The sequence below is a fragment of the Thalassospira sp. MCCC 1A02898 genome (assembly GCF_001618185.1).
In the GTDB taxonomy this organism is placed as follows: domain Bacteria; phylum Pseudomonadota; class Alphaproteobacteria; order Rhodospirillales; family Thalassospiraceae; genus Thalassospira; species Thalassospira tepidiphila.
Genome location: NZ_LPXK01000007.1, coordinates 20292 through 32251, shown reverse-complemented (window position 1 = coordinate 32251; position 11960 = coordinate 20292). Strand labels below are relative to the sequence as shown.

Here is an 11960-nt window from a genome sequence, read left to right as displayed (position 1 = left end):
GAACGACCGCCAACCTTACCTAGTTATCCTGATTTTGCGGGTTCAGGGCGTATCGGCCGCACAGTTCCCGATCAAGCGCGCCGCATTCGTTGCAACCGCCTTCGACATAGAAGCAAAAACGGTTACGCCCGCAATTCTTGGCGCGATAAAGCGCCTTGTCGGCATCGCGATAGATTGAGTCCGGCGTTCCGTTATGATCGGCACAGGTCGAAATGCCGATACTGATGCCGACATGGACTTCGTTGCCATCAATGATCAGGGGACGTGACACTTCCTCGATAATCCGTTGGGCCGGAATGGCGGCATCGCGGACATCATCCATCAATGGCAGGACCACGGCGAATTCATCGCCGCCAAGACGGGCAACGACATCGGCTTCGCGGCAATTGCGTTTGATGATTTCGGCCACTTCGACCAGAAGCTTGTCCCCGACCGGATGGCCAAACGTGTCATTCACTTGTTTGAAACGATCAAGATCAAGCAGCAGCAAAACGATGCTTTTTTCAAAGCGCCGGTTGATCTGAATGATCTGCGACAGCATTGAATTGAACTGATAGCGATTGGAAAGACCGGTCAATTGATCGGTCTGGGCAAGCCTGCGAATTTCGGCTTCGACCGCCTTGGTCGGCGTGATATCGGCGTGGGTGCCCGACATGCGCAGCGGATTGCCACTCGCATCCCATTCTACGACCTTGCCACGATCAAGAACCCATACCCAACTGCCATCCTTGTGGCGCATCCGGCATTCGCACTGATAGTGATCGGTCTCACCCCGGAAGGTGCTTTGCAAGGCGGCCTCGGACTTTTCGAGGTCTTCGGGATGGCAATATGCCAGCCATGTGTCGATGCTTACGGGGCCAAGTTCGTCGAGGGTGTAGCCAATGATTTCGGCCCAGCGTTCGTTAAACCGGGTTTCGCCGGTCTGAACGTTCCATTCCCATGTGCCCGCGCTGGTGCCCCAGATGATTTCATCAAGACGCTGGCGTTCCTCGGCCAGTTTGCGGTTGGCATCCTTGAGCATGCGTTCGTAATGTTCGCGCTCGGTAATATCGACATTGGTGGTGTGAATGTATTTGCGTTCATGCAGCTCTATCAGGCCGGCATGCACCTGCATCTTGCGGATTTCGCCATTCCCCAGGCGATGCTGAACGACAAACGACAACGCGCCATGTTCGAGAACCGCACTGACATGCCTGTGCATGGATGGTGCGCCATCGACATCAAGGTCCGGGATCGTCCGACCAACAAGACCGCCATCCGCAAAACCATAAAGTTCTTCTGCTGCGCGGCTGGCATCAACAATCCGGCCATCTGCCGGATCGACCAGAATATTGACCGCCGTTGTGTTGCTAAACATCTGGCGATACAGCAGTTCACGTTCGCGGAAGGCGACCTGGGCCTGTTTGACATCGTTAATATCGGCGAATGAAACGATGACGCCGTCAAAGGTGCCGGTCTGTTCGTTATGCAGGGGTTCTGCATTAACCCGGATCCAGGCAAATTCGCCATTCGGGCGATTGACCCCCAACACAACGCCATATTCGCGGTCACCGGTTGCAAGCACCCTTTTGCCGGGAAGCTCATCGCGGGTCAGCGGCACACCATCTTCGCGCACAAAGGTGCATGGTGTTTCGGGCACGGTCTTTCGGCAAAGTTCGTCGCCCGTGAGACCAAGAATCTCAAGCGCAGTATTATTGAACTCGACTACCGTACCAGTGGCGTCATAGACAACCACCCCCTCGGCAAGGGAGTTAAGAAGGCGCTTGTGCAGATTGCCGCCCTTTTGCAGCGTGTGACTGGTGCCATCCGATGACGACAAGGTTTGCGCCGCGTCAAGACGGGTCAAGCATCCCGACGTCACAACATCGCCACTGGCCAATTCGTGGATCGTTGCGCAATCTTCGACCGTGATCCAATTGCCATCCTTATGGCGCAAGCGGAATGTTAGCCGCCGGTTGGCATCATTTTTCGTCTGTTGATTTCGGTGCTGCGCGAAGATCAAAGCATCATCGGGATGAAGCAAGGACGCCCAACCCAGTGTGCGATCAAAGTCACTGTCGACCGGATCGTAGCCAAGCAATTCAAAAACGCCTGCGCCGAAATAGTTCCGTGACGGGGTCTTGCGGAAAAACTCATAGAGAACCGGCGCCGCACCAGCAGCGCAAGCGTCAGTTCCTGTCTGTTTGGTCAAGTTTACCGACAAATTCATCCCGTCGCCGTACTGGCGTCTCCTTCAGGAAACCAAAGTAACCGATACCAATGTATAGGTATCGTTTTATACCTATTGAAAATTGATGCAAAGCAGATTCTGCAGCGAAGACGCGAAATCGTTTTCCCGAACGAGCTAACTTATTGAACTGAAGCCCCGGATCGGCAATCCCTTCAAAAGTAGAACACCGATAAACAAGGCTCCGACATGCACAGGAAACAGGCATTAAAAAAAGGAGCAGTTACCTGCTCCTTTGTATGGGTCACGGTGTTTGCGTGGCCAGTTGCAGGTTAGCCCAGCAACTCCAGATAGCGTCCGGCGGCCAAGAACTCTGCCCGATGACGGTCGAGACGGGCGATGGCCTCGGCATCGTCGCCCCACTTTTCCATGGCATAGCCTTCGTCAAGGATCGAGGCTTCAAACGCGGTTGTGGTGTCGAGCTTGCGGTTCATGACAGCAAGACCAATGATCACGGAGCCCGAAATCGTCGTCAGACTGTGCAAGGCGGTCAGGTAATAGTCGTCAAAACCTTCGACATGATCCTGCAAACGCAGCAATGCATGATCATCCTGGGTGATCGGCATCACACCTTCGGTGACCGTTAGCACCACCCCCAGATGGTCTTTTGACCAATCGAGCAGCGGTTGCCATGTCTTGGCCTGACGTTCGATCAGGTCTTCGGGGAACGATGCGCGATAGCACAGCAAATCCGATCGGCCATAGCCGGTCAGTTCCGCAATCACCGCATCGCGGTTCGAGCGCACCCGGTCAATCGCGGTCGCGGCAAGCTGCATGATCGGCATGGTGGAAGGCTGGACTTTTTCGCCCTGCGCATCCCATTCCGCAGCGATTTCACGCGCAAGGACTTCGGATGGCAGCAAAAAGTCCGCCTTGGCCGGGGTTTTCACCGCACGACCATCAAGAAGCACGCGCCAGCCGGCACCGGTTTCATCGGCGCTCGCATCGGCCTTTTTATAGAAACGTTTGATCGATTGTGTAAGCATGACCGCCATATGCCCAAAAGCAGCGGATTGCGCAAGTGATTTGCCACATAATTTGCCAGATAAAGAGCGCCAATTGAGCGATTATCAAGAATTTCTGTATAATTTTTGATCAAATTGCCCCATTGACCAAATAATAAACACCCTTACTCTGCTGGGCGAAGGTTACAAAACCGCGACAAAGCGGGCGCACGGGCGACATGGCATGACCATTGCTAAGTGCGCATTGGATTTATCAGGTGGCTGGATTGTTTCATCGATCCGCATTCAGGAGGCTTCTTTAGACATGACCACGTTTACGAACAGACTTTTGGGGGCTGCTATCGGGGCGGCTGTTGCCCTTGGCGCGCATGCGGCCCTTGCAGATATGGCGATCAAATTCTCGCTCGACTGGAAATACGAAGGTCCGGCGGCACCGTATCTTCTGGCCAAGAAGAACGGCTATTTTGAAGAAGAAGGCCTTGATGTCACGATTGACTCGGGCAACGGTTCGGTCGGTGCGATCACCCGCGTTGCCAGCGGCGCCTATGACCTTTCGCTTGCTGACATCAACTCGCTGGTGGAATTCAACGCATCCAACCCGGATCGCGCCATGAAGTCGATCTTCATGGTTTATGATCGCCCGCCATTCGCGCTGTTCATGCTGAAAAGTTCCGGCATTACCAAGCCGGAAGATCTGGTTGGCAAAACCCTTGGCGCACCGGTCTTTGATGCGTCGCGCAAACTGTATCCGGCATTTGCATCGGCCACCGGTCTCGACCTTGATGCTGTGACATGGGAAAGCATGGATCCGCCGCTGCGTGAGCCGATGCTGGTGCGTGGCGATGTGGATGCGATTTCCGGTCACTATTTCACCTCGATCCTGAACCTGCAGGCGCAGGGTGTTGCCAAGGACGACCTGACCGTCTTTATGTACAAAGACTTTGGCATGGACTTCTATGGCAACGGCATTCTGGCATCACCGGACATGATGGAAAACCACCCGGAAGAAGTTAAAGGCTTCCTGCGTGGTGTGGTCAAAGGCTGGGCGGCGGCGATTGCCGATCCGCAGTCTGCAATTGATGCGCTTAAGGAAGTCGATCCACTGATCAACCCGGATCTTGAGCTGCAGCGTCTGCAGATGGCGATTGATGAAAACGTCGTCACCCCGGCAACCCTTGAAGAAGGCATGGGCCTTGTCAAAGCAGATCGTATGGCCAAGGCCATCGATCAGGTTGCGCTGGCATTCGGGTTTGAGAACAAGCCGTCTGTTGATGACATCTATACCGATGAATTCATGCCGTCTGCTGAAGACCGCATGCTGAAGTAATCATCTTATGAGGCGGGGCAGTCGGATTTTCTGACTGCCCCGTTTTCCATGACAGAGAAACAAGAATACGAACAGGCCAAGCAGGGGGAATAACTGCAGTGTCCAAAAGCTTCGTCGAACTCAACGACGTCAAACTTCGCTATAGCGAAGGCGATGAACTGGCGCTTGAAACCACCAACATGAAGATCGACAAGGGCGAATTTATCGCCGTTGTCGGCCCGTCGGGCTGTGGCAAGTCATCCTTGCTGAAACTGGTTTCCGGCCTGATGCCGCCATCAGAGGGCAATGTCATTGTCGATGGCAAGGAGGTTTCCGGGCCGCTCAAGATTGTTGGCATGGCGTTTCAGAACCCGACCCTTTTGCCGTGGCGCACGACCCTTGATAACGTTTTGCTGCCGATGGAAATCGTCAAGCCGCACCGCAACCGCCTGCGCAAACATCGCGCGGAATATGAAGAACGCGCACGCAAGCTTCTGGCGACCGTCGGGCTTGAAGGCCACGAAGACAAATATCCGTGGGAATTGTCGGGGGGCATGCAGCAACGCGCATCGCTCTGCCGGTCATTGATCCATGAGCCGGATCTTTTGATGCTGGATGAACCGTTCGGTGCGCTGGATGCCTTTACCCGCGAAGAGCTTTGGGACATCTTGCAGAACCTTTGGATGATCAAGCCGTTCACGGTTATTCTGGTGACCCATGATTTGCGTGAGGCGGCCTACCTTGCCGATACCATCTATGTGATGTCCAAACGCCCGGGTAAAATCCTTGTGGAACGTGAAAACACCCTGCCCCGCCCACGCGATCAGGAAACCACCTTTACCCAGCCTTTCACCGATCTTGTCCACGAATTGCGCAGTCACATTCGTGACGTGCGAGAAGCATAAGGAAGGGCGGGAAAAGTCATGAAAAAGAAATTGAACCTTCGCAAAGCAACGCCATGGCTTAGCGCCATCGGGCTTTTCGTGCTGTGGGAACTGATTGTGCGGATTTTCAACATTCCGCCCTATGTCCTGCCGACCCCGTCTGAAAGCATCATTGTCGGTTGGCAGTTCCATGAAGCGATCTGGATGCATGCCTATCACACGCTTTATACGACACTGGCGGGCTTTGCCATTGCCGTGGTGTTCGGGGTTGTGCTGGGTGCGCTGGTCGGGTCGAGCCGGGCGATTTATGATGCGGCCAACCCGCTTTTGGTCGGGTTTAACTCTGTCCCCAAGGTCGCCCTTGTCCCGGTTCTGGTAATGTGGTTTGGCATTGGCACGGTGCCAGCGATCATCACAGCATTTTTGATTTCGTTCTTCCCGATTGTGGTCAACGTTGCCACCGGACTTGCAACCCTTGAGCCGGAATTGCGCGATGTTCTGCGATCCCTTGGCGCGACGCGGCGTGACATCCTGATCAAGGTCGGTTTCCCGCGGGCGATGCCGTATTTCTTTGCATCCCTTAAGGTTGCAATCACGCTGGCCTTTGTCGGGTCGGTGATTTCGGAAACTGTCGCGTCGAATGTGGGTGTTGGTTATTTGATGTTGTCGGCTTCGTCGAAATTCAACATGCCGCTGGTGTTTGCCGGATTGCTGGTGATCGCGGTGATGGGGATTGCGATGTACGAAATCTTTAACGTCATCGAACGCCGGTCAACCAAATGGGCGAACCGCGGAAATCCGACGAATTAAGCCCACAAAACCCAATCATCAGACAAATAAAAAGGCCGGGAAACCCCGGCCTTTTTTCATCGTACCATTGGCGATGATTAGCTGAGATGTTCGTCAAAGAAGGCCATCGTGCGTTCCCAGGCCAGCATAGCGTCTTCGCCGTCATAGCGGCCACCCGTCGGGTTAGCAAAGGCGTGATCGGCGTCATACCAGAAGAACTGGTAATCGGTCTTGCCAGCAATACGCAGCGATTCTTCGAAGCCTTCGACCATTTCCCGGTTGATGTTTTTATCAAGGGTGCCGAAATGGCCCATGATCGGCGCATTGAGCGTTGCGACCTGCTCCGGGGTCTTTTTGACGTTACCGTAATAGATCACGGCTGCGTCAATATTGGTGGCGAGTGCTGTATTCAGCGACCAACCACCGCCAAAGCACCAACCGACAGAGCCAACCTTGCCGGTTGAGTCCTTGTGGTTACGCAGGAATTCGACCGAGGCCTGCAATTTGCGGGTCGCAACCGCCGGGTCCATCGACGACATCAGGGAACGCGCCCCATCCGGCGTGGTGGCAGGCGGCTCACCATAAAGATCAACAGCAAGCGCGATATAGCCCTGCTTGGCATATTCAGCCGCCACCGCGCGGATATGATCATTAAGCCCCCACCATTCGTGGATCAGAATGACCGTCGGTGCCGGCAGGGTTGCCGGCATGGCGACTTCGGCGACCATTTCATCACCTTCTGGCGTGGTGATGGTTACTTTATCAAGTCCGTGCCCGGCCGCATGGGCCAGCATCGGGTCGGCAAGAATAACAGCCAAAGGCAGGGCAACTGCGCCCTTCAGAAACAGTCGGCGTTCTTCATCGGTTGCCTTCGGCGGCGGACCGAGATGTTCGTGGGAGCCACATCCGTCTAGCGTACACATGTTCTAGCCTCCTCTGATTCCTGTTTTCGGGTTTTCCCGTATCAACATCATTTGCGACGGCACGCCCGGTTGGCAAATGACATTACTGTCATCTGGCCTGTCATCTATATTCAGGCGCGACCGCATTTCATTCAGGTTTGTTTACGGTGCCAATCGCAACAAGGATCATGATAACACAGCGCTCAGTCCCCTAACTGCCGCTTGCACCAACGCACGTCCCCTGATTAAAAGGGGCACCCAACAGCCACAACCCGCCAGATGGAGAAGACATGCGCGATATTGAAACGGTTTTGTTCGACCTTGGCGGCGTTCTTGTCGACTGGGATCCGCGCTATCTGTATCGCAAGATGTTCAAGGACGACGCGGAGATGGAGCGTTTTCTGGCCGAGGTTTGCCATCCGCACTGGAACCATCTGCATGATCAGGGGATGCTGAGCTTTGCCAATTCCATCCCTGATCTTCAGCACCGCTATCCGCAGCATCATGACGAGATCGCCGCATGGCAGGAACGCTGGCCGGAGATGCTAAAAGGCGCGATTGATCGCACGGTCGGGATTCTTGAAGACCTTAAAAAACGCAAAAAGGTCCGCCTGTTTGCCCTGACCAACTGGTCGGCGGAAACATGGCCGCATGCGTTGGAACGCTTTGAGTTCCTTGATCACTTCGAAGACATTCTGGTGTCTGGTCAGGAAAAACTCGCCAAGCCCGATCCTCGGATTTTTGATCTGGCGATTTCACGCTTCAAGCTTAACCCGCGCGAAACCCTGTTTATCGATGACAGCGAACGCAACATTCAGCAGGCACGTGAACTGGGCTTTATCACCCACTGGTTCCGCGACCCGGTCAAATTGCAGCGTGAATTGATTGAATACCAGCTGTACTGATCAGCGTTTTTGGCGCAGGTAATTGCCAAAACATTCGCCAAAGGCAAATTCCCAGCCCTTGAGGTAGCCTTCGCGAAGGGTTGGTGCGATTTGGCCGACATTTTCCCATGCCTTGTGCTCCAACCGGATCACACAGCGACCAAACTCGTTGAGGTCAAAGGACACCTCAACCAGGGTAAAGTCGCCGGCACTCCAGCCCGGATGCCAGGTAAAGGACACATGTTCGCCCGGTTGCCAGCTTCTTACCCGACCCCACGGGATATCATCCTGCCCCTTGGCGCGTTCGATGATTTCGCCGCCGACCCCGTCATTGAATTCGACCGTGATGCAGTCCTTTTTTGAGATCGAATGGGTATCGGTCGGCCACCAGTCGCCAAAACCCGATGTGAAGGCGTTGAACGCATCATCAGGATCGACGGCCAGGGTCAGCTCAAAACGGATCGGAGCAAGGTCGGGATTCTTAAGCGGCGTCACGGTCAATTTCCCAAATCGTATCAAGGGCAGCGGTCAGTTCATCAAAGTGGCTGATGACGGCGTGCGCACCTGATTTATGCAGCGTATCGACATCATGATAGCCCCAATCAACCCCGATGGCGATCATGCCAGCCGCCCGGCCCATTTCGATGTCATAGCTGGTATCGCCAACAATCACCGCATTGGGCGCATCGACCCCGGTTTCTTCAAGGGCTGCCATCAACATGGCGGGATTGGGCTTTGACGGATGATTGTCACAGGTCTGAAGGGTGACAAAGCGGCCTTCAAGTTCGTTGCGCGCCAGCACCGCATCAAGACCACGACGGGCCTTGCCGGTTGCCACACCGCTTAGCCATTTGCGGCCATCGATTTCCATCAGAACTTCGTGCACACCGGGGAACAGCGGCTCGTGGAAATCGGGGGTCTGGCGCAGGGTAAAGAACGCGGTTTTATAGGCCGCTGTCACGGCTGCGATGATGTCCTCATCCACCCGTGCCGGGCTTGCCAGCTTTGTGATGGCTTCGGGCAGGCTCAAACCAATGATAGTGCGCGTGTTTTCCAGTCCCGGACAATCCAGACCGTGCTGCGCAAAGGCATGATCCATGCAATGCGCAATGGCGTGCTGGCTGTCAACAAGGGTGCCGTCGCAATCAAAAATCACAAGTCTCAGCGGATCAGTGGTCATGTGGGGTCTTTCATCAAAAGTTTGGCATCCCGAATTTTGGAACGCGGAGACTAATCGAAAGCGTTTCAAAGATCGAGTCTCCCGCGGTTGTATTGCCGTGCATTTTTTGTGCTGTGCGGGAAGCAACAGAAACCACAAGTGAATTTTGTATTACTGTCTTAGCCGTGCAATGCGCGCTACAATTGAATTCTGGCCTACAGGGCCCTGCCCGACAGAGGCAGGCTCTCTGCGACAGGAGGCAGACCATGCTTACACTTCGCGACTGCATCGACTTCAGCGACCTCACCGAGGAGGAAGTGCTGGCTATTGCCGAGTGCGAGCATATTCCATTGGTCACCGCCCTTGAGGAGGGTGAGTGTATGGTGCATACCAAAAACGGCCGCAAACAGCTTGCCGTGATGATCAAGGGCCAGGCCGAAATGTGTGAACGCATGGGTAACACGGTTCATGCCCAACACCTGAACCGGGTCTATGACGCCTTCATGAGACGTTTCGACAGCAAAAACACCTAGTACAGACTGTGTCCCAACGCCGTTTGATCAGGAGGACGAAAAAGCCGACGCAATGCGTCGGCTTTTCGGTGTCTGGTCTGTTTCGACGACACCCTATTTCTTGCGTGCACGCGACGGCTTTGCCTTTGGTTTGGGCTTTTCTTCCTTTTCGCGGTGAATTTCCGGGGTCAGGAATTTGGTCGGCGTTTTCGGATCGAAGTTCAGCTTTTTGAGCGTTTCGGCGAAATGTTCCGGCACGGGTGCCTCGATCACGACGCGATGGCCAGTGACCGGGTGCGGGAAATCAATCGCACGTGCATGCAGATGCATCTGATTGGACAGGCCATCAATAAACGCCTTGGGTCCACCATATTTGCCATCCCCCAGGATCGGGCATTCGATGGCCTCGCAATGAACACGCAACTGGTGCGTACGACCGGTCAGCGGTGACAGGGCAAGCCATGCGGCCTTACGCCCGGCGCGATGAAGCTGACGGAAGACGGACTGTGCCGATTTTCCAAGCTTTTCATCGATGACCATTTTCTCGCCGCCCTTGCCAGCGATTTTGGCAAGCGGGGCATCAATCATGCCTTCGCGTTCCGCTGGCGCACCGGTGACAATCGCCCAGTAAAGCTTGCGGGTCGATTTATCCTTGAACGCCTTGGTCAGCGCATGGGCCGCCGATGCCGAACGGGCCAACAGCAAAACACCGCTGGTGTCCTTATCCAGACGGTGGACCAGCTTCGGGCGTTCCTTGCTATCAAGCTTCAGCGCATCAAGCATGCCATCGACATGAACATTGGTGTTGGTCCCGCCCTGCACGGCAAGGCCGGCGGGCTTGTTGATCGCCAGAACCAACTCGTCATAGAAAATGACGGAATCGCGCAGTGCCTGCAGCTCTGCCTCGGTCGCATCGGACTTGGCGGGGCCGGATTGTTTGCGTTGCTGGACTTCAGACGGGTTATAACCCGAACCGTCTTCGCCCCATGGGCCTGTACCGCCACCAGACATAACCGGCGCGGGTGGCACACGGATTTCCTGGCCCGGCTCAACACGCTGATTGGCCTTGGCACGTTTGCCATCGACACGGATCTGACCGCCACGCAGGAATTTCTGGACCTGACCAAATGTGAATTCGGGACAGTTGCGCTTGAACCAGCGATCGAGCCGAATGTCGGCCTCGTCTGCCTTGACCTTGCGCAGAGTGACACCACTCATTGCAGAATACCCCTTACCAGCGCGATTGCGCCAAACAATGCCGAAATACCGACCACCACGGAAACACCAACATAAAGGGCGGCAAGCCCCATATTGCCCCGTTCATACAAGGTCGCAACATCCAGCGAGAACGTCGAAAAAGTTGTAAACGCCCCCAGAAAACCGGTCACAAGGAGTGCGCGCGTTTCCAGCCCCATGGATAGCTTCAGGGCGGAAACCTCGATCAGCACCCCCATCAGGAACGAACCGACGACATTGACCGTCAAAGTTCCCCAGGGAAATCCAGTGCCCATCACAGAACCCATCATGACGGAAACACTGTGACGCGCAACGGCACCAATGGCACCGCCCAAGGCAATGGATGCGATTAACAACGGTGAAAATTGCATGGCGCGGAACCTATTCCCTCAGTCCTGAAATGTCACGTGTGAAAAGGTCATATCAAATACGCAACCAAGGTTGCTTCAACACGACACAGCGTTGAACAACTTGAAGATGCTCTCTTCTTCATATATCAATTTCTAGTGATAAATAAAAATTCGGGGCCCCAATGACCATTCGCAAGTTCGCTTTATTGTGCACCATCTCTTTTGCGTTTGCACTCGCTGGATGCTCGAGCAAGTATAGAACTGACAATCACCAAGTGATCGAGACTGTTGCTCCCGGAAGCAGCTTCTACATCATGCTCCCCAAAGACGGGATCTTTGGCGAAATCAACTATATGAACTCTGGCCAAATGCTCTCGAACGAAGTCTATAGACGACTTCTACCATACAGCGAGACCGTTTATCGCGCAGAAAACGTGGAAGACTTAGAAGAGGCTTTTGTGAGAGCAGCAGAAAAGAAGCTCGACTTTCTCATAGACCCCGAAATTCTCCATTGGGAAGACCGAGCAACTGAATGGTCTGGTAGGCCGGACAGAATTACCATCAAGTATCAAGCTTATCAGGTAGACGATAAAATGCTTTTGGTAACCAGCACTCTAAGCGCTAGCAGCAAATGGGCAACATTTGGCGGTGATCATCCAGTCGACCTGTTACCTGTCCCAACAAAGCAATTTGTTTCGTCACTGCTCGGTAAGCATCTAGACATAGAGCAGTAATATCCCGACGCA

13 protein-coding genes are annotated in these 11960 nt (G+C 54.4%); 6 read left to right on the top strand and 7 right to left on the bottom strand.

Annotated elements, in window-relative coordinates:
* Positions 1-19: 19 nt before the first annotated feature.
* Together AUQ41_RS05240 and AUQ41_RS05235 are read right to left on the bottom strand one after the other, a co-directional pair.
* Positions 20-2191, bottom strand: a complete 2172-nt coding sequence (locus tag AUQ41_RS05240) for a diguanylate cyclase domain-containing protein (RefSeq protein ID WP_168173398.1) — start codon at positions 2189-2191, stop codon at positions 20-22.
* A 308-nt stretch (positions 2192-2499) separates the two neighbouring features.
* Positions 2500-3213: an ATP12 family chaperone protein gene (locus AUQ41_RS05235; protein ID WP_232308312.1), complete on the bottom strand. Its 714-nt coding sequence runs from the start codon at positions 3211-3213 to the stop codon at positions 2500-2502.
* A gap of 283 nt (positions 3214-3496) precedes the next feature.
* On the opposite strand from AUQ41_RS05235, the gene AUQ41_RS05230 reads away from it, so the two are divergent.
* The 3 genes from AUQ41_RS05230 to AUQ41_RS05220 all read left to right on the top strand — a co-directional run bounded on the left by AUQ41_RS05230 (position 3497) and on the right by AUQ41_RS05220 (position 6192).
* Positions 3497-4519, top strand: coding sequence for an ABC transporter substrate-binding protein (locus AUQ41_RS05230; protein WP_063087050.1), 1023 nt, complete (start codon positions 3497-3499; stop codon positions 4517-4519).
* Positions 4520-4617: 98 nt separating this feature from the next.
* Positions 4618-5403, top strand: coding sequence for an ABC transporter ATP-binding protein (locus AUQ41_RS05225; protein WP_063087049.1), 786 nt, complete (start codon positions 4618-4620; stop codon positions 5401-5403).
* Between the two features lie 18 nt (positions 5404-5421).
* On the top strand, positions 5422-6192 hold the full coding sequence (locus tag AUQ41_RS05220) for an ABC transporter permease (RefSeq protein ID WP_008892212.1): 771 nt from the start codon (positions 5422-5424) through the stop codon (positions 6190-6192).
* A gap of 77 nt (positions 6193-6269) precedes the next feature.
* On the opposite strand, the gene AUQ41_RS05215 is transcribed toward AUQ41_RS05220, so the two are convergent.
* Positions 6270-7094: a dienelactone hydrolase family protein gene (locus tag AUQ41_RS05215; RefSeq protein ID WP_063087048.1), complete on the bottom strand. Its 825-nt coding sequence runs from the start codon at positions 7092-7094 to the stop codon at positions 6270-6272.
* 269 nt (positions 7095-7363) lie between these two features.
* Here AUQ41_RS05215 and AUQ41_RS05210 point away from each other — a divergent pair, with 269 nt between their 5' ends.
* On the top strand, positions 7364-7978 hold the full coding sequence (locus AUQ41_RS05210) for an HAD family phosphatase (protein WP_063087047.1): 615 nt from the start codon (positions 7364-7366) through the stop codon (positions 7976-7978).
* Here AUQ41_RS05210 and AUQ41_RS05205 read toward each other — a convergent pair whose 3' ends face one another.
* Together AUQ41_RS05205 and AUQ41_RS05200 are read right to left on the bottom strand one after the other, a co-directional pair.
* Positions 7979-8452, bottom strand: a complete 474-nt coding sequence (locus AUQ41_RS05205) for an SRPBCC domain-containing protein (RefSeq protein ID WP_063087046.1) — start codon at positions 8450-8452, stop codon at positions 7979-7981. It abuts the gene before it with no gap.
* On the bottom strand, positions 8439-9137 hold the full coding sequence (locus tag AUQ41_RS05200; protein WP_008892208.1) for an HAD-IA family hydrolase: 699 nt from the start codon (positions 9135-9137) through the stop codon (positions 8439-8441). The genes AUQ41_RS05205 and AUQ41_RS05200 overlap by 14 nt, the downstream gene beginning before the upstream one ends.
* A 245-nt stretch (positions 9138-9382) precedes the next feature.
* On the opposite strand from AUQ41_RS05200, the gene AUQ41_RS05195 reads away from it, so the two are divergent.
* Complete coding sequence (locus tag AUQ41_RS05195) at positions 9383-9649, top strand: hypothetical protein (protein ID WP_063087045.1); 267 nt, start codon at positions 9383-9385, stop codon at positions 9647-9649.
* A 93-nt stretch (positions 9650-9742) separates the two neighbouring features.
* Here the strand turns inward: AUQ41_RS05195 and AUQ41_RS05190 are convergent, their stop codons facing one another.
* Positions 9743-10846, bottom strand: a complete 1104-nt coding sequence (locus AUQ41_RS05190; RefSeq protein WP_063087044.1) for an RluA family pseudouridine synthase — start codon at positions 10844-10846, stop codon at positions 9743-9745.
* Positions 10843-11235: a fluoride efflux transporter CrcB gene (gene crcB / locus AUQ41_RS05185; protein WP_063087043.1), complete on the bottom strand. Its 393-nt coding sequence runs from the start codon at positions 11233-11235 to the stop codon at positions 10843-10845. The genes AUQ41_RS05190 and crcB overlap by 4 nt, the downstream gene beginning before the upstream one ends.
* 161 nt (positions 11236-11396) lie before the next feature.
* On the opposite strand from crcB, the gene AUQ41_RS05180 reads away from it, so the two are divergent.
* Entirely contained in the window at positions 11397-11948 is a 552-nt protein-coding gene (locus AUQ41_RS05180) for a DUF4823 domain-containing protein (RefSeq protein WP_063087042.1), read from the top strand.
* The last annotated feature ends 12 nt before the right edge of the window (positions 11949-11960 follow it).